The sequence below is a fragment of the Pseudomonas sp. BIGb0164 genome (assembly GCF_024810135.1).
In the GTDB taxonomy this organism is placed as follows: domain Bacteria; phylum Pseudomonadota; class Gammaproteobacteria; order Pseudomonadales; family Pseudomonadaceae; genus Aquipseudomonas.
This window is the reverse complement of the sequence record NZ_JANUEA010000001.1, coordinates 127,969-146,651: the sequence shown is the minus strand read 5'-3', so window position 1 is coordinate 146,651 and position 18,683 is coordinate 127,969. Positions and strand designations below refer to the sequence as shown.

The following is an 18,683-nucleotide window of genomic DNA, read 5'->3' as shown; positions in this document are numbered from 1 at the left end:
GTTATTGGAGTAACGGCTGCTTATGGTTCCGCCCTTACGGCGGGTCACTTTTGGAAAGAGCCCAAAAGTAACCAAAAGGCTCTTGCCCCAACACTCGGTGCCTCGCTTAGGCTCGGCATGCCCTCACTCCGGCTTGAATCCGTGGGCCGCCGTCATGGGCCATCCTTGGCCCAGGACGGCTAACCCGGCGTCCTGCCGGGTTACCCACGGATTCAAGCCTGCGTTCGGCCAGCGTGTTTGACGGGGCGCCTAAGATCAAGATCAAAAGCAAGAGCACGGCGGCCTAGTAGCCGACCTGAGTGGTTGGATCAAAAGCAGATACGTGTAGGAGCTGGCTTGCCGGCGATGCAGGCACCTCGGTGAAACAGGCATAACCAGTTGATACCATCGCAGGCAAGCCAGCTCCCACAGGGTGTTGAGTTCGCCGGGATTTTTGCGTCATCGTTAACGACCATCGCCGCGGTGCGACGATTCGACAAGCCGGCTCCTACAGTGGACCGCGTTTGTCTTTATCTTTGTCTTTGCCTTTGCTTTTGCTCTACACCACTCAAGCCGGCTGTCAGGCCGCTGTGCTCTTGCTCTTGCTTTTGATCTTGATCTTAAGCGCCCCGTAAAACACGCTGGCCGGAATTCGGCAGGGATTTGGGGGGTAAGCCGGCAGGACGCCGGCTTAGCCGCCCCGCGCCATGGATGGCGCGTGGCGGCGGCCCCCCAAATCACTGTCGGATTACGGGCACACCGAGCCTAAGCGAGGTGCCGAGTGTTGGGGCAAGAGCCCTTTGGTTACTTTGGGGCTTTTCCAAAGTGACCCGCCGTAAGGGCGGAACCATAAGCAGCCATCCCCCAAAAAACGGATATGTACTCCCCCCCAAAAAAACAAGCCACTGCTTCACCCCCAACACCCACTGCTGCCCCACTGCTGCTCCAGCAGCACCCCCACCCCAAATCCCCCCGCCAACCCAAGCCCCCACGGCGCCCAGCCCCCATGGCATGCCCGTTGCACACATCCCCTCCATCAGGTCCCTCGCACCTCGCACGACCGAATCAGGAGCACCCATGAGCACTGAATTTTTCTGGCGCCTGCCACTGGGCACCGACGGCCCGCAACTCACCACCGACAAACACAACCGCGGCAACCCCCACTACCGCCCCGGCCACATCGCCCCTGGCCGCCTGCCCAACGGCGAGCCCGACGACTTCACCTACATCGACTACATCGCCCAGGTCGCCAAGGCCGCCGAACTCGCCGGGTTCGAAGGTGCGCTGCTGCCCACCGGCCCCGAGCCCTGGATCGCCGCCGCCGCGCTGGCCCGGGAAACCCGGCGCATCAAGTTCCTGATCGCCTTCCAGGCCACCTGGACCCTGCCCGCCTACGCTGCCCAGCAGGCCGCGATCCTGCAGAACCTCAGCCGTGGCCGCCTGGACTGGAACATCATCACCGGCGGCAACCCCGCCAGCCAGCGCGCCAATGGCGACTTCCTGGAACACGACCTGCGCTACAAACGCACCGGCGAATTCCTCGACATCATCCAGGGCCTGTGGACCCACGAAAAATTCTCCTACGACGGCGATATCTACCAGCTCGAAAACGGCGCCCTGCCCCACGACCTGCAAAACGAGCGCAAGCCCGGGGTGTATTTCTCCGGCTTCTCGGACGCCGCCCTCGGCGTGGCCGCCAAGCACGCCGACGTGTACCTGAACTGGGCCGAGCCCATCGACAAGCTCAAGCCGCACATCGACCGCGTGCGTGAACTGGCCGACAAACAAGGACGCAGCGTGCGGTTTGGCCTGCGGGTCGACCTGTTCGCCCGCGAGACCGAAGAGCTGGCCTGGAAAGACCTGCGCCGCCAGTTCGACAAGCTCGAAGGCAAGCCCAGCGCCGTATCCAAAGGGTTTACCAGCGGTTCGGACTCGGTGGGTGCCGCGCGACAAACCGCCTACCACCAAAACGTCGACCGTTTTGACGACCTGATCATCGGCCCCAACCTGTGGGCCGGTTTTGCCAAGGCCAAGCCGGGCCCCACGGTCGGCCTGGTGGGCAGCCACGAAAACATTGCCGAGCGCCTGGTGGAATACCGCGACGCCGGCTTTTCGACGTTTATCCTCGCCGGCAACCCGCACCTGGAAGAAGCCCTGCGCATTGGCCAGGAAGTCTTGCCGCTGGTGCACCAACGCCCGGCCCTGCAACCCTTGAAAGCCAGCGCCTGAGCGCTGCGGGAGAACCTGTGATGACGCAACCCCTCGACACCCTCTGGTACACCCGTTGCCCCGTGCCCACTGGCCTGGGCATTGCCGTGCAGAAAGGCTGGCTGCAAGACACCGTCGGCGCCCTAGGCACCGAGGTGCAGTCCCTGCGCGAGTCCAACGACAAGACCGTACGCGAGTCGCACTTCGACCACACCCTGCAAAACTCGGTACGCCACGGCGGCAATATCCCGGCGATCTGGGCCCGTGCCCAAGGCCGCGAAACCCGTGTGATCGGCTTGTCCTGGGCCGATGAGGTGCAACTGATCCTGACCCGCCAGGACAGCGGCATCAAGACCGTCAAGGACCTCAAGGGCCGCACCTTCGGCCTGCCGGACTGGGCCGGCGCGCAGATCGACTTCACCCGTGCCCAGGCCTTGCGCGGCCTGGAAAACGCACTGTCGCTGGAAGGTTTGAAGGTCGGCGATGTGAAGCTGGTCAACTTCCGCTACGGCGGCACGTTCAGCGACAGCGCGGTGCGCAATGTGGCTGGCACGCCGGTCAATACACAGGTGAGCGAACGCAACCTGGAACTGATCGGCCTGTTGCGCGGCGAGGTCGATGCGATCTTTCTCAAGGGTGCCAGCGCGGCCCAGCATGCCCATGATTTCGGCCTGCACACGGTGATCGACACCGGTTCCCACCCCGACCCGCTGATCCGCAGCAACAACGGCACGCCGCGCACCCTGGCGGTGGACCTGAACCTGCTGGAGCAGCATTACGACGTGGCCACCGGCATCCTCGACTCGGTGATGCGTGCCGAGCAATGGGCCCACACCCACCCCGAAGACACCCGCCGCTACCTGGCGCGGGAAACCAACAGCAGCGAGTACTGGGTGACCGCCGCCTACGGCGAGGATGCGCACCTGCGCCTGCGTACCGAACTGGACGAACAAGCCATTGCCGCCCTGCAGGACTTCACGAACTTCCTGCACCGTTGGCGCTTTATTCCCAACACCTTCGACGTGCGCGAATGGATCGATGCACGGCCGCTGCATGCGCTGCAAGACGGCAACACCGCACTCGCCAGCTAACCCTGTAGGAGCCCGGCTTGTCGAATCGTCGCACCGCGGCGATTCGACAAGCCGGGCTCCTACAGGTCGGGCAGCGTTGAAAATTCATGGAGTTGAACGAAGACCGTTATGAGCAAACCACTCGATACCCTCTGGTACACCCACAGCCCGGTGCCCACCGGGCTTGGCATTGCCGTGCAATCCGGGCGGCTGGCCGAAGCCTTCCTGCCCTACGGCACCAACATCCAATCGTTGCGCGAATCCACCGAACGGGAAGTGCGCGAAGCCCACTACGACCATCACCTGCAGAACTCGGTGCGCCATGGCGGCAACATCCCGGCGATCTGGGCCTATGCCAGTGGCGTCGAGACCCGCGTGCTGGGGCTGTCGTGGAGCGACGAAGTGCAGTTGATCCTGACCACCGCCGAAAGCGGTGTGAAGAGCGTGCGCGACTTGAAAAACCGCCGCTTCGGCCTGCCCAAATGGGCCAACGTGCAGATCGACTTCACCCGCGCCCAGGCCCTGCGCGGCCTGGAAAACGCCTTGAAGCTGGAAGGCTTGAACGTCAGTGATGTGGAGCTGGTGGACTACCCCTACGGCGGCACCTACAGCGACAACCAGACCTCTTACGTGTACGGCCCCGAAGTCAGCCTGGGCGTCAGCCGTTTCAGCCGGCGCAATAACGAGCTGATCGGCCTGCTGCGCGGCGATATCGACGCGATTTTCCTCAAGGGCGCCCACGCCGTGCACCTGGCCAACGAGTTCGGCCTGCACGTGGTGGTCGACACCGGCTCCCACCCCGATCCGCTGATCCGCAGCAACAACGGCACGCCGCGCACCCTGACGGTGGACATCAACCTGCTGCAGGAACACTTCGATGCCAGCGTGAAAATCGTCGACACCGTGCTGCGCACCGAGCAATGGGCCTGGGCGAATCCGGATGAGACCCGGCGCTTTCTGGCCAAGGAATTGAACACCAGTGAGTACTGGGTGACGGCGGCGTATGGCGAGGATGCGCATCGGCGGTTGCGTACCACCCTGGACTCGCGGTCGATTGAAGCGTTGCAGGATTTCACGGACTTTCTGTTTCGCTGGCATTTCATTCCAAGGCGCTTCGATGTGCGTGACTGGATTGATTTCAGTGTGCTGGAAAAGGTCATTGGTTCTACCTCCCGCGTTGCCGTATAACCCCGCCCGCCACACAGACCCTGTAGGAGCCGGCTTGCCGGCGATGGCGTCATTGAAATCGCCATCGCCGCGGTGCGACGATTCGACAAGCCGGGCTCCTACAAGGTAGGTGTGAACCAAGAAGAAATGTGTTGATCTGGCAACACTTCTCTTGCTGCTCCAGCAGCACCCTCCAAGCAACTTCTGCTGAATCCTCGACAGGCTGTTTTCACGGCCTACACACGTGCCGAATTTCTTCGTTAAAAGGTGTCACCTATAATTATTTATCCGTTAAATAACAGTAGGTTATGCATCTGTATCCATCCTGAAATCCTCTTGGCACGATCTCTGCTCTACCCCCTTCAAGGACACATTTTCCGGGGGAGACTTTCATGCATACCATCAATCCAATCACCAAGGGCTTATGGCTCGCGTTACTCGTTGCAGGCAGCGCTCACGCCGCTGAAGATGACACCACTCAAACCGAACCGGCACTCAAGACCGTGACCGTCACTGCACAACACCGCGAGCAAACCCTTCAAGAGGTGCCAGTGGCGGTGTCGGCGGTACAGGGCACCAACATTGTGGCCGACGGCGTGCGCAACATGGGCGACATCACCACCTTCATTCCCAACGCCTCAGCGAAGAACCCGGACGGCGATGGCCGCCCGCGCTGGTACATCCGTGGGTTGGGCACCGGCGACACCGGCGCGGCCACGGTGTACCCGGTGGGTATCTATGCCGACGATGTCTACCTCAACGCGCCGATTGCCGGGGGCGGGCCGCTGTGGGACCTGGAGCGCATCGAGATCCTGCGCGGCCCGCAAGGCACGCTGTACGGCAAGAACACCACGGCGGGCGCGGTGAATATCATCTCGAAAAAGCCCACCTTCGATACCGACGGCTTCGGCACCATCGGTTTTGGCAGCAAGAACGAACGCATCTTGAGCGGCGCCCTGGGCGGCACGTTGGTGGACGAGAAACTCGCCGCGCGGATCTCCCTGTATTCGGAAGAACGCGACGGCTTCCAGAAAAACCTGGTGGACGACCACACCTACGGCGACGTGAATAAAAAGGCCGTGCGCCTGCAGTTTTTCGCCCAGCTCAACGACGACCTCGACGCCCTGTGGAAGATCCACAGCCGTGAGTTCAAGGGCGACGGCGCCAACGGTGCGCTGACCCTGGGCCGCTACTACAACGTGGGCTACCAGCGCCCGGCCGGGCGCAATATCGCGCTGAACGTGGATGACGACTCCAAACTCAACCACGACGGCACCTCGCTGACCCTCAACTGGCACCTGGGCGACTACACGCTCACGTCGATCACGGCGTACGACTACATTCGCGGCCAGTCCAGCAGTGACGCCGACTACACGCCGTACGAGGTCAACGGTACCTCCACCGCCGACAACAAATACACCCAGTATTCCCAGGAAATCCGCCTGGCCTCGCCCCAGCAGGAGACCCTGCGCTGGCTGGCCGGCGCGCACTATTTCCATGAGGACCTCGACAGCCAGGCCGGGCGTTTCATCGTGCCGGGGCCGACACCCAATGGCACCGGCTCTAACCAGATCGGCGGCGCCACGGACTTTCGTGACCTGAGCTACGACCACAAGACCGACAGCTACGCGCTGTTCGGCAACCTGACCTACGACTTCACCGACAACTTCAGCGTTACCGGTGGCCTGCGCTGGACCCAGGAAAAGAAAGACATCGACCTCAACCTCACCCAGTTGACCCGCGCCACGGCCAACGGCCCGTTGATCCCGCTGGCCGGTGTCGGCACCAACGGCAACCGCCAGGAAGACAAGACCTGGGAAGCCTGGACCTACGACCTCACCCCGGAATACCGCATCAACGACAACGTGCGGGTGTTCTTCCGTTATGCCCACGGTTTCCGTTCCGGGGGCTTCAACACCGGGCTGTCCACCAGCTTGTCGCAGCTGACCACGGTGGACCCGGAACAACTCGACGCCTATGAGTTCGGTGTGAAGTCGGAGTGGTTCAACCACCGCCTCACGGCCAACGCGAATATCTTCTACTACGACTACTCGGATATTCAGGTGAACCTGCTGACGGTCAACAACGGCGTGCTGACCACCGCGCTCACCAACGGCGCCAAGGGCAAGGTCAAGGGCGCCGAGCTGGAGCTGGAAGGCCAACCGACCGACTACCTGCACCTGCGTGCGGCGATCTCGTTCCTGGACACCGAATACACCGACTTCAAGAACACCAACCCCAACACCGGTGCGGTCACCGGCGACTACAGCGGCAACAGCTTCGTGCGCTCGCCGCGTAACGTGGTGTCCCTGGGCGGCGACTACACCTTCCCGCTGGCCATCGGCGGCAAGTTGGTGGCCGGTGCCGACGTGAGTTTCCGCGACAAGGAATACTTCCTCGCCGACCGCCAGAGCAGCGCCGACAAAGACCTGAGCCAGCCCCACTACACCTTGGCCAACAGCCGGCTGACCTGGTACAGCGCCGACGAAAAACTCAGCGTCACCGGTTTCGTCAACAACCTCACCGACCGCCGCTACCAAGTCCATGGCCGGCCCAACGGTGGCCTTGGCCAATACGTGATCACCTATGGCGACCCCCGCACCGTGGGCCTGAGCGTGACCAGCCGCTTCTAACCCCCTGACTCACTGCCAAAACCGGCTCTCCCAAACGACACCGATCAACTGTGGGAGCTGGCTTGCCTGCGAAGGCGATTGCATAGCCGACAAGGTCATCGTCTGACCCACCGCTATCGCAGGCAAGCCAGCTCCCACCTTTGATCTCATCGGCACGGCAATAGAGCCCGGCGCGCAGACGCCAACGTTCAACTGTTGAAAGGACCACTTTTATGTTCCAACGCACTCCGTTGGCCGGCGCCATTGCGCTGGTCATGGGCAGCCTTGCCGTGCCTGTCTATGCGGCAGACACCACCCAGCCCACCGCCAAAAATGATCACCTGGACACCGTCGTGGTGCTCGGCACCCGCCGCAGTGACCTGACCGCCCTGCAGAGCGCAGCGCCCATCGACGTGCTGTCCGGCGAGCAATTGCAGCAGACCGGCGCCACCGATTTGTCCGGTGCGCTCACCGCCCTGTCGCCGTCGTTCAACTTCCCGCAATCGCCCCAGGGCGCCTTCGCCGGTTCCATCGCCCAAGGCGCGTCGCTGCGGGGCCTCGCCTCGGACCAAGTGCTGGTGCTGGTCAACGGCAAGCGCCGTCACAGCAGCGCCAACATCACCCGCCAGAGCCTGGTGAACGGGCGCGGTGCGGCCGCCGTCGACTTGAGCCTGATCCCGCTGAGCGCGATCCAGCGCGTGGAAATCCTGCGCGACGGCGCCGCCGCTCAATACGGCTCCGACGCCATCGCTGGGGTGATCAACATTGTGCTCAAGGAAAACGACGACGGCGGCAACCTCGGCTACCGCTTCGGTGGCTATGACAAAGGCGACGGTATCCAACGCAAGCTCAGTGGCTGGAAAGGTTTTGCCCTGCCCAACGACGGCTTCCTCACCCTGAGTTTCGACGCCGGCAGCCAGGATCCGGCCAGCGACACCAACCCCGACAACCGGATCTTTTATCCCGGCGACACCAGCGTCAACACGCCACGCGAGCAGAACAACCGCTACCGCACCTGGCGCTGGGGCTCGGGCAATGTCTCGGACCAATACAACGTCGTGGCCAACAGCGAGATCGGCCTCGGCGAGGGTTTCACCGCCTACGGCTTCGCCACCTACGCCCACAAGAACACCGACGCCGAAGGCTTCTTCGACCCGCCCACCACCTTGCGCAACAACTACGGCAGCACCGCGTTGCAACGCTACCCGGACGGGCGCTTGCCGGTGACCCGCTACGGCCTGGAAGACTATGCCCTGACCGGTGGCCTGCGCTTCGAGGACGACCGACTGGGCAAGTTCGACCTGGCGTTGAACCATGGCAACAACACGCTCACCTCCGATGACCGCAACGCGATCAACCCCAGCTATGGCGTGAACAGCCCGTCGAACATCTACACCGGCAAGCGCGAGAACGACCAGACCAACCTGACCCTGGACTGGGTGCGGGACTTCCCCACCGACTTGCTGTTCAAGCCGCTGACCCTGTCGGCCGGCCTGGCCTGGCGCAAAGAGAACTACCAACTCAGTGCCGGCGAGGCGGCCGGCTGGCAGAACGGGCCGTTGTTCAATACGGTCGATCCGATCACCGGGCGGCGCATTCCCGGCTATTACTCGGGTATCACCCAGGTGGACGCAGCGTCCCTGGAGCGCAAGGTGCTCGGCGCGTACATCGACGTCGAAGGCCAGATCACCGAGAAATTCCAGGCCGGCGTGGCGGTGCGCACTGAGCACTATTCGGACTTCGGCGACACCACCAACGGCAAGCTGTCGCTGCGTTATGACTTCACCCCGCAGATTGCCGCACGAGCCACGGCCAGCACCGGCTACCGTGCGCCCTCGCTGGTGCAAAGCGGCATGTCGTCGTTCAGTGTGCAGGTGGTGGAGCAGCCGCCGGGCAGCGGCAACTACGTGGAGGTGCAGCAACGTACGCTGCGCGCCAACAGCCCCGAAGCCCAGGCCCTGGGCGGCAAGGCGCTCAAGCCGGAAGAGTCGACCAACTACTCCCTCGGCCTGGTGTGGCGCCCCCTGGAAAACGCCTCGGTGACGGTGGACGCCTACCGCATCAACATCGACAACCGCATCACCCTCTCCGACCAATTGCCAGCCAGCGTGGTGACGCCGATCTTTGCCGGCACGCCCTACGCCAACATCCAGAGCGCGGCGTTCTACACCAACGTGGCCGACACCCGCACCGACGGCATCGAGCTGACCGGCAACTACCAGTGGGACCTGCAGCAATGGGGCCGCCTGAACCTGAGCAGCGGCTTTGCCAAGACCAATACCACCATCACCGGCTTGCGCGACGTGGGCAATATCAAGGGTTCGCAGATTGTCGGGCGCAACACCCAGGGCCTGATCGAAGACGGCACGCCGGACTCCAAGCTGACCCTGAGCGCCAACTGGCTGTATGAGAACTGGGGCCTCACCGTGGCGCAGCGTCGGTATGGCGAATGGAAAAGCCTCAACGCCACCAACCCCAACCTGGACCAGACCTTCAGCCCGCAATGGGTGACCGACGTGGACCTGTCGTACACCTTCCACAAGGGCATCAAGGTCTCGGTGGGCGCGATCAACCTGTTCGACACCCACCCGGACAAGGCCGACGGCGCGCAGTTGTACGGGGTGCCGAAGTACTCGATCACCAGCCCCGAAGGGGCCCAGGGTGCGTTCTACTACACCAGTGTGAGCTACGACTTCTGAGGCGATTGCTGAATAGGTGCTGCTCCAGCAGCACCCTTCTGCTGCCCAGGCATCAACCCGCTCTCCCTGAAGGAACAAATATCCACTGTAGGAGCTGGCTTGCCCGCGATGGCGGCGACACAGCCAACCATGATGTCGACCGGAACATCGCTATCGCTGGCAAGCCAGCGCCTACAGGAGATCTTCAGGGTGTTCGGAGTTCATACATGGCACATGTCTTGCGATAGCCAGCGGGTACTTAGTCCAATTAAGACCCGCCATGCGCCTCCTTCGACTGCTCTCCTGGCTTATCTCACCCCTCGCCCTCCTCGCCACCTGGGCGCTGGTAGCCCATCTCGGCATTTTCCCGCGCAACCTGCTGGTGCCACCGGCCCAGGTGCTGCAAACCTTTGAAGAACTGCTCGCCAGCGGCGAGCTGCTCGACCACTTGGGCAACAGCCTGTCACGCCTGGGCCTGGGGTTTGGCATCGGCTCGCTGTGCGGCCTGGCCTTTGGCGTGCTGATGGCGCTGTCCAAGAACGTCGAGGCGTATTGCGGCCCACTGTTCCACACCCTGCGCCAGATCCCCAGCATCGCCTTGATCCCAATGTTCGTGCTGCTGTTTGGTATCGACGAAACCTTCAAGATCATCATCGTCGCCAAGACCGCGTTTTTCCCCGTGGCCCTGGCGGCCGGCGAAGGCGTGCGTGGCATCCCGCGCAGTTATTTTGAAGTGGCCGATGTGTACCGCCTGCGCTGGCCGACGTTTGTGCGCCTGGTGGCCCTGCCCGCCGCCGCGCCGCCGATCATCACCGGTTTTCGCATCAGCCTGACCCGCGCCTGGGTGGTGCTGGTGGCCACCGAATTGCTGGCGGCCGACAGCGGCCTGGGACAGATGATCGAAATGGCCCGGCAGATGCTGCGCATCGATGTGGTGATGGTTGGCGTGGTGGTCACCGGAGTGATCGGCTTCGGCCTCGACTACGGCTTTCGTCGCCTCGAACAACGCCTGTTCCGTTGGCAGACCCGCTAGGAGTTCCCCATGCTGCCCTTGTTGAGAAAATCACGCGGCCTGTTGCTGCCACTGCTGTTGATCCTGGCCTGGGAATACGCCTCGCGCCAGGACGCGGCAGGCGCGTATGCGTTTGTGCCGCTGTCGGCGATCGGCGCCGCGCTGTGGGAAATGCTCGGCAACGGCGAGTTGCTGGTCAACCTGCTGGCCAGCCTGGCGCGCACCAGCACCGGCCTGGTGCTGGGCATCCTGTTCGGCGTGACGCTGGGGGTGCTGATGGCGCTGTCAGGCGTGGCCAACCGCTTGATCGGCCCGCTGTTCCATTCGATTCGCCAGGTGCCGATGCTCGGCTGGATCCCGCTGATTGCCATGTGGTTCGGCAACGGCGAGTTCTCCAAGGTGCTGATCGTCAGCCTCGCGGCGTTTTACCCGATGGTGCTCAACACCTATCAAGGCTTCAACCATGTGGAGCGCCGCTACCGTGAAGTCGGCCAGGTGCTGGTGCTGACGCCGCTGCAACAGTTCACCCAGGTGCTGCTGCCGGCCGCGCTGCCGAGCATTGCCACCGGCGTGTTGCACGCCCTGGCGTTTGCCTGGGTCACGGCGATCGGCAGTGAGCTGTTCCTGTCCTCCGGCGCCGGCCTGGGCAATTTGATGATGAACGCCGAAGCCGGCTCACGCATGGAAGTGATCGTGCTGAGTGTGCTGTGCATCGGTTTGCTCGGCTACTTGATGACGCTGTTGTTCACCCTGCTGAGCCGCCACCTGTTGCGCTGGCGCAACCTCCGTTGAAAGGTCCCGATATGAATGCCATTGCCCACCACGCCCTCCACCAGCACGTGCAGACCGGCGCCCTGCAGATTCGCGGCCTGAACAAGGCCTATCGCATCGAAGGCCGCGACCTGCCGGTGCTGCAGGACATCCACCTCGACGTGCGCCCGGGGGAATTCATCAGCATTGTCGGCGCCAGCGGCTGCGGCAAGTCCACCCTGCTGCGCCTGATCGTCGGGCTGGAAGCCGAGTACCAAGGCGACATCCTGTTGGACGGTAAACGCATCGCTGCCACAGGGCTGGAGCGCGGCATCGTGTTCCAGGACCACCGCCTGTTCCCGTGGATGACCGTCAGCGAGAACATCGCCCTGGCCCTGAAAAACCACACGCTGCCCCAGGCCGAAAAAAGCCGTTTGGTGACCGAGCATATTGCCTTGGTGAACCTCAGCGGCTTCGAGAACGCCTACCCCCATCAACTCTCCGGTGGCATGGCACAACGTGCGGCAATCGCGCGGGCGCTGATCAACAAGCCCAAGGTGTTGCTGCTGGATGAGCCGCTGGGCGCCTTGGACGCCCTGACCCGCGTGCACCTGCAACGGGAGCTGCAACGTATCTGGGTGCAACAGCGCTGCACGGTGATCATGGTGACCCACGACATCGAAGAAGCGCTGTACCTGGGTGACCGGGTGATTGTGATGGACGCCCACCCTGGGCGGATCAAGCATGAAATCCGCGTCGACCTGCCCCACCCACGGGACCGAACCTCGCCGGTACTGCAAGCCTACAAGGAGCAGTTGCTGGAGGAACTCGTGGGCCACTGATGCCAAAGCGCATGTGACAGACGGAACTTTACAATTTGTCTTGATATGGATATTTTATCCAGACATAGACAACAGGGCTTCCGTGCCCGGGTACTTTTCCAGAGGTCCGTCCCATGCAACTGTCCATCTACCACGACGTCGCCGCCGCCGCCCAGCGCCTGGAAGGCTTTGCCCATCGCACGCCGGTCTTCACCTCGCGCACCCTCGATGCCGAGACCGGCGCCCAGGTGTTCATCAAGTGCGAGAACCTGCAACGCACCGGCTCGTTCAAGTTTCGCGGCGCGTTCAACGCCCTGTCGCGCTTTGACGAGCAGCAGCGCAAGGCCGGGGTGGTGGCGTTCTCTTCCGGCAACCACGCCCAGGGCATCGCCTTGGCCGCGCGCCTGCTGCAGATGCCGGCGACCATCGTCATGCCCACTGACGCGCCGGCAGCGAAGGTCGCGGCCACCCGTGAATACGGTGCCAGCGTGGTGTTCTACGACCGCGTCACTGAAGACCGCGAGCAGATCGGCCGGACCCTGGCGCTAGAGCACGGCATGACCCTGATCCCGTCCTACGACCACCCCGACGTGCTCGCCGGCCAAGGCACCGCCGCCAAGGAGCTGCTGGAATTCACCGGGCCCCTGGACGCGCTGTTCGTTGGCCTGGGCGGTGGCGGCATGCTCTCGGGCACCGCGCTGTCGACCCGCGCCCTGGCGCCGGATTGCCTGCTGTACGGCGTCGAACCCGAGGCCGGCAATGACGGCCAGCGCTCGTTCCAGACGGGTAGCATCGTGCACATCGATACCCCGGCCACGATTGCCGACGGCGCCCAGACCCAGCACCTGGGGGAGCATACGTTTCCGATCATCCGTGACCAGGTGAACGACATCCTCACCGTGTCCGACGCGCAACTGGTGGAGGGCATGCGCTTCTTCATGCAGCGCATGAAGATGGTGGTGGAGCCCACCGGTTGCCTGGGCCTGGCGGCCTTGCGCAATGCCAATGGCCGGTTCAAGGGCCAGCGCGTGGGCATCATCGTCACCGGTGGCAACGTCGACATCGAGAAATACGCGAGCCTGCTCCAAGGCTGACCCGCGCCCCGCACACACCAGATTAATGGCCGAAAAGCGCCCGCCGAGGCGCTGACGGCCCCGCTTTGCCTGCTGAAAACTGCCGCCGATAAAAAACGCCCGGGCCCGCCCCGGGCCTCAACAACAAGAGGTGCTTATGAAAAACCGTTACCTGGCCCGGGCCATCGTGATTGCGATACTCCTGGGTGTACTGGTGGGAGCCGTGTTGCATGCGCAACTGGATGCCGACACCGCCAAGACCCTCGCCGGTTACTTCAACCTGGTGACCGATGTGTTCCTGCGCCTGATCAAGATGGTGATCGCGCCGCTGGTGCTGGCCACGCTGATCAGCGGGGTCGCGAGCATGGCCGACAGCGGCGCCATTGGCCGTGTGGGCCTCAAGGCGATGAGCTGGTTCTTGCTGGCCTCGGTGGTGTCGCTGCTGATCGGGCTGTTGCTGGCCAACCTGTTCCAACCCGGCGTAGGGCTTGGCCTGAATACGCCCACCAGCGGCGCCAGTGGTTTGAACACCGCCAGCTTCAACCTCTCGGGCTTTTTGTCCCATGTGTTCCCGCGCAGCATCGTCGAGGCCATGGGCAATAACGAGGTGCTGCAGATCGTGGTGTTTTCGCTGTTCTTCGGTGCGGGCCTGGCGTTTGTCAAAGGCCAGGGCAAGTCGAGCATCCTGAGCGTGCTCGAAGAGCTGACCCAGGTGATGTTTCGCATCACCGAGTACGTGATGTGGGTGGCGCCGCTCGCGGTGTTTGCCGCCATCGCCGCCACCATCAGTCTGTACGGGCTGGGCATGCTGGTGAGCTTCGGCAAGTTGATCGCGCAGTTCTACCTTGGCCTGGCGCTGCTCTGGCTGGTGATCGGCGGCGCTGGCTACATCGCCCTGGGCGCACGTTTCAAGCACCTGCTGCATCTCCTGCGAAGCCCGGTGTTGTTGGCGTTCTCCACGGCCAGCAGCGAGGCGGCCTACCCCAAGACCATCGACGCCCTCGACAGCTTCGGCTCGCCCAAACGCGTGACCAGTTTTGTATTGCCCCTGGGTTACTCGTTCAACCTCGACGGTTCGATGATGTACCAGGCCTTTATCGTGATGTTCATCGCCCAGGCCTACGGCATCGACATGAGTTTCGGCCACCAGGTGATGGTGCTGCTGACCTTGCTGGTGATCAGCAAAGGCACGGCCGGCGTGGCCCGTGGCTCGCTGGTGGTGCTCGCGGCCGGCTTGCCGATGGTGGGCCTGCCGGAAGCCGGTTTGCTGCTGATCCTGGCAGTGGACCCGATCCTGGACATGGGCCGCACCGCCACCAACGTGTTCGGCTGTGGCGTGGCCACGGCAGTGATCGGCAGCACTACACCCGACGAACAGCCTCAACCGGCTCCCCTTCCCTCCCTTGCTTGAGACCACTATGACTCTGCATCACACCCCGAACGCGTCGCCGCCTGCCGGCCATTATTCCCAGGCCGCCAGCCACAACGGCACGCTGTACATCTCCGGGCAATTGCCGGTGAGCCCCGACGGGCGCCATAACCTGTCGGCGCCTTTTGCCGAGCAGGCGCAACTGGCGCTGGACAATTTGCTGGCGATTTTGCAGGCCGCCGGCGGCACGCCCCAGGACCTGGTGAAGGTCACGGTGTATGTGGCCGGGGTTCGGCACTGGCCGGAATTCGATCGCGTGTACGCCGCCGCGCTGGGCGAGCATCGGCCGGCACGGGCGGTGGTGCCGGTGCCGGAGCTGCATCACGGTTATCTGGTGGAGATTGAAGCGGTGGCGCGCTACTTGGCGTAGGTGTAGACCGCCGCGCGCGACACGCCCAGGTGCGAGGCCACGGTCTCCATGGCCCGGCGCACGTCCATGCAACCGGAGTCCTTGAGCTCCTGCATGAGCAGGCGCCGATCCGCGGCCTTGAGGGCGCGCGGGGTGGTGGCCAGGCGTGCGGCGAACTGGTCGATGCGCGCACGGATGGCGTCGGCCCCGGACGGGTCCAGGGATTCACCGGGCTTGTCGCCGCTCACCGAGCCGAACTGTTCGAGCAGGCTCTGCAAACCACGGAACAACGACAGGTCGACGTTCATGCACAGGGCCGCCACGTATTGGCCGCTGGCGTCCTTGATGCCAATGGAGGTGCTTTTCACCTGGCGGCCATCGCTGAACTGGTTCTGGTAGTTGGCAATGATTTGCGGGTACTCGGGGTCGGCGATGCGCGCCAGGCCCAGTTCGGTGGCCGGGTCGCCCGGCGCACGGCCCGAAAGGTTGTTGTGGATGGCCAGAATCGCGTGCTGCGGGTCGCGCAAATCGTGCAGCACCACTTCGCAGAACGGGCTGAAGGTTTGGCTCAAGCCTTCGGCGATCTGTTCGAGCTGGCTGATCAGGGTGGTTTCTTCAAGCGAGGTCTTTTTCATGCAAGACAACATATCCAGTCCTGGACAGGGCGTCAATTTCGACCCTGCCCCCTATCGTGGAGCTTCAACCATGGACACCCCTGCCGCACTGATTGATACCGTGAAAATGCAGCGCAACATTGAGCGCATGCAGCAAAGGGCCGACAGCCTGGGCGTGCAACTGCGTCCGCATGTCAAAACCCATAAGTGCGCCCAGGTGGTGGCGGCACAAATCGCGGCGGGCGCCCGTGGCATCACGGTGTCGACCCTCAAGGAAGCCGAGTACTTTTTTGCCCAGGGCATCCACGACATCCTGTACGCCGTAGGCATGGCACCGCACAAATTGCCTCAAGCGCTGGCGTTGCGGCGCCTGGGCTGTGGATTGACGCTGATCACCGACAGCCTCGCCGGGGCCCAAGCGATTGTCGATTTCGGCCGGGAACAGGGCGAAACCTTTGCGGTGATGATCGAGATCGATTGCGACGGTCATCGTTCCGGGGTCAAGCCGCAGGATCCCGCCTTGCTGGAGATCGCCCGGGTGCTTGGCGACAGCCTGGTGGGCGTGCTGACCCATGCCGGCGAAAGCTACGGCCTGGACACGCCCGAGGCCTTGCAAGCCATCGCCGAACTGGAACGCGCCCGCTGCGTCGAGGCGGCCGAACGTATTCGTGCAGCCGGGATGCGTTGTGAACAGGTGAGCGTGGGCTCCACGCCAACCGCACTGTCAGCCGTGAGCCTGGAAGGCGTCACCGAACTGCGTGCCGGTGTGTATGCGTTTTTCGACCTGGTGATGCACAACATCGGCGTGTGCCGCACGGATGAACTGGCCCTGAGCGTGCTGACCACTGTGATTGGCCATCAGCCGGAAAAAGGCTGGATCATCACCGACGCCGGCTGGATGGCGATGAGCCGGGACCGTGGCACGCAAACGCAGAAGCGCGACTTTGGTTATGGGCAAGTGTGCGATGAGGCCGGTGAACTGATCGATGGACTGCTGTTGAGCAGTGCCAATCAGGAACACGGTGTGGCGCGGTTCCAGGGGCACGAGGTGAAGGTGGTGGCACAGTTTCCATTGGGGACACGCCTGCGGATTTTGCCTAACCATGCGTGTGCAACCGGGGCGCAGTTCGGCAGTTACCATGCGGTGTTAGAGAGTGGTGACGTAGAGGTGTGGGAACGCTTACGCGGCTGGTAACCCATGCACAGAACATTTTAGGAGCCCGGCTTGTCGAATCGTCGCACCGCGGCGATGGCGTCCACGAGGCAAGTGCATGGCTCAAAGGCCCCATCGCAGGCAAGCCAGCTCCCACAGGAGGAGGTGATGCGCCGGCTTCTACGGGGCTTTCTAGATACCTGGTGGGTATCATTTGATACTCACTTGATATTAGACGCCAACAAAACAGAGGGGTGAAACTAGCGCCAACTATAAAAATACCTAAAGAGTATAACCATGCCCTCCCATTCCTCCTGGATCGTCCTGTCCATCACTGGCCTGTACATGTTCAGCCTCGCGCTGATCAGCTACGGCGTGCGTCGGCACTCGCGCAGTGCCACCAACTACACCACCGGTGGCGGGCATTTTCCGGCCTTTTTGATTGGCTTCCTGATGCTCTCGGAGTTCATCGGCACGGCGGTGAGCATTGGTACCGCACAAACCGGCTTCAAGGTCGGCTTGTCGGCCGCGTGGAACCTGTTTGCCCTGGCCCTGGGCTTTGTGCTGTTCGCCTGGCTGCTGGCGCGCAAGTACAAGGAGCTGGGCGACAACACCATCTCCGGCGTGCTCTCGCGCAACTACGGCCAGCGCACGCGCTTTGCCACGTCCATCATCACCATTTTTGCCCTGGAGATCGTCGCCGTGTCGATCTACGCCAGCGGCGGCGCGGTGTTGGCGAGCGTGATGCAAGTGGACCGCACCCTGGCCATCGTCATCGTCGGCGTGGTCTCGGTGGTGTACGTGAGCATCGGCGGCATGCGTTCGGTGATCTACACCAACTTCGTGCACGCGGCACTCAAATACCTGGGGGTTGGCCTGGCGCTGTGGTTCGGCCTCAAGCAGGTCGGCGGCATTGGCCAGTTGCAGGCGCACTTGCCGGCCAGCATGTTCGAATGGACCACCGTAGGCTGGGGCCAGATCATCGCGTGGATGATCGCTGGCATCGGTTCGATTTTCTCCACCCAGTACGTGATCCAGGCGGTCAATACCGTGAGCCATGCGGGCAAGGCCCAGCGCGCGTGTTTCTACGTAGCGGTGCTGATGGTGCCGTTTGGTATCGGCGCGGCGTTGATTGGCATGTGCAGCGCGGTGCTGTTTCCCCAGGTGGATTCGCTGCAAGCCTTTCCCAGCCTGATCGCGAGCATGGACCAGCTCACCGCAGGTCTGGTGGTCGCGGGCCTGGCCGGCTCGCTGTTCGGCACCATTTCGGCGGTGAGCATGGGCTCGGCGACGTTGCTGCTGCGCGACTTCTACGAGCCGTGGTTCAACCCGGAAAAAAGCGACGTGAAGAACCTGCGTTTCGTGCGCCTGGCGACGATTGCGGTGGGTTTGCTGCCCATTGCCCTGGCGCTGACCTCGGACAAGGTGCTGATGATCGCCTTCCTCGGCAAAGCCCTGCGCGCGTCCCTGGCGGTGCTGGTGTTGCTGGTGTTCTATGCACCACGGTTTGGCACAGCGACGGGGGCGTTTTTGAGCATCATTGCGTCATTGGTGGCAACGGTGGGATGGTTTCTGGCGGGGAACCCGTGGGGGGTTGATAACGCCTACGTGGCGTTGCTGACGCCGTTGATCATCATGAGTTTGAGCCATGTGATGCAGCGCCCAACCCCGCTGGCCACACAAGCCACCTGATCTGTAGAGGCTGAGACCACCATCCTGTAGTGAGCGAGCTTGCTCGCGCTGGGCTGCGAAGCGGCCCCACAAAAGC

The 18,683-nt window shown here is 63.0% G+C and carries 14 protein-coding genes; 13 read left to right on the top strand and 1 reads right to left on the bottom strand.

Features of this window, described 5'->3' with window-relative positions; genetic code table 11:
* Window positions 1-1,056 precede the first annotated feature (1,056 nt).
* The 11 genes from M2394_RS00575 (at window position 1,057) to M2394_RS00525 (ending at window position 15,169) form a co-directional block, all read left to right on the top strand.
* Window positions 1,057-2,208 (top strand): LLM class flavin-dependent oxidoreductase, encoded by a 1,152-nt coding sequence (locus M2394_RS00575; protein ID WP_259171249.1) that lies wholly within the window; start codon window positions 1,057-1,059, stop codon window positions 2,206-2,208.
* 20 nt (window positions 2,209-2,228) lie between these two features.
* A complete protein-coding gene (locus M2394_RS00570; RefSeq protein WP_259171248.1) occupies window positions 2,229-3,278 on the top strand; it encodes an ABC transporter substrate-binding protein in 1,050 nt (349 codons plus the stop codon).
* 108 nt (window positions 3,279-3,386) lie between these two features.
* Entirely contained in the window at window positions 3,387-4,445 is a 1,059-nt protein-coding gene (locus tag M2394_RS00565) for an ABC transporter substrate-binding protein (protein WP_176999103.1), read from the top strand.
* A 371-nt stretch (window positions 4,446-4,816) separates the two neighbouring features.
* Window positions 4,817-7,057 (top strand): TonB-dependent receptor, encoded by a 2,241-nt coding sequence (locus M2394_RS00560; RefSeq protein WP_178923008.1) that lies wholly within the window; start codon window positions 4,817-4,819, stop codon window positions 7,055-7,057.
* 212 nt (window positions 7,058-7,269) lie between these two features.
* Window positions 7,270-9,735, top strand: coding sequence for a TonB-dependent siderophore receptor (locus M2394_RS00555; RefSeq protein WP_259171247.1), 2,466 nt, complete (start codon window positions 7,270-7,272; stop codon window positions 9,733-9,735).
* Between the two features lie 259 nt (window positions 9,736-9,994).
* A complete protein-coding gene (locus tag M2394_RS00550; protein ID WP_176999100.1) occupies window positions 9,995-10,747 on the top strand; it encodes an ABC transporter permease in 753 nt (250 codons plus the stop codon).
* Window positions 10,748-10,756: 9 nt separating this feature from the next.
* Window positions 10,757-11,518, top strand: a complete 762-nt coding sequence (locus M2394_RS00545) for an ABC transporter permease (protein ID WP_259171246.1) — start codon at window positions 10,757-10,759, stop codon at window positions 11,516-11,518.
* 11 nt (window positions 11,519-11,529) lie between these two features.
* Window positions 11,530-12,318, top strand: a complete 789-nt coding sequence (locus M2394_RS00540) for an ABC transporter ATP-binding protein (RefSeq protein ID WP_259171245.1) — start codon at window positions 11,530-11,532, stop codon at window positions 12,316-12,318.
* A 113-nt stretch (window positions 12,319-12,431) separates the two neighbouring features.
* The gene (locus M2394_RS00535) at window positions 12,432-13,391 is read left to right on the top strand and encodes a threo-3-hydroxy-L-aspartate ammonia-lyase (protein ID WP_259171244.1); all 960 of its coding nucleotides are present in this window, start codon (window positions 12,432-12,434) and stop codon (window positions 13,389-13,391) included.
* Window positions 13,392-13,527: 136 nt separating this feature from the next.
* Window positions 13,528-14,781, top strand: a complete 1,254-nt coding sequence (locus M2394_RS00530) for a dicarboxylate/amino acid:cation symporter (RefSeq protein ID WP_259171243.1) — start codon at window positions 13,528-13,530, stop codon at window positions 14,779-14,781.
* Between the two features lie 7 nt (window positions 14,782-14,788).
* Window positions 14,789-15,169, top strand: coding sequence for a RidA family protein (locus M2394_RS00525; protein WP_176999095.1), 381 nt, complete (start codon window positions 14,789-14,791; stop codon window positions 15,167-15,169).
* Here the strand turns inward: M2394_RS00525 and M2394_RS00520 are convergent.
* Complete coding sequence (locus tag M2394_RS00520; RefSeq protein ID WP_178922998.1) at window positions 15,157-15,783, bottom strand: transcriptional regulator; 627 nt, start codon at window positions 15,781-15,783, stop codon at window positions 15,157-15,159. The two genes, M2394_RS00525 and M2394_RS00520, sit on opposite strands and share 13 nt — an antisense overlap.
* A gap of 70 nt (window positions 15,784-15,853) precedes the next feature.
* Here M2394_RS00520 and M2394_RS00515 point away from each other — a divergent pair, with 70 nt between their 5' ends.
* On the top strand, window positions 15,854-16,957 hold the full coding sequence (locus M2394_RS00515) for a DSD1 family PLP-dependent enzyme (protein WP_259171242.1): 1,104 nt from the start codon (window positions 15,854-15,856) through the stop codon (window positions 16,955-16,957).
* 255 nt (window positions 16,958-17,212) lie between these two features.
* A complete protein-coding gene (locus M2394_RS00510) occupies window positions 17,213-18,607 on the top strand; it encodes a sodium:solute symporter family protein (RefSeq protein ID WP_259171240.1) in 1,395 nt (464 codons plus the stop codon).
* Window positions 18,608-18,683: the final 76 nt, after the last annotated feature.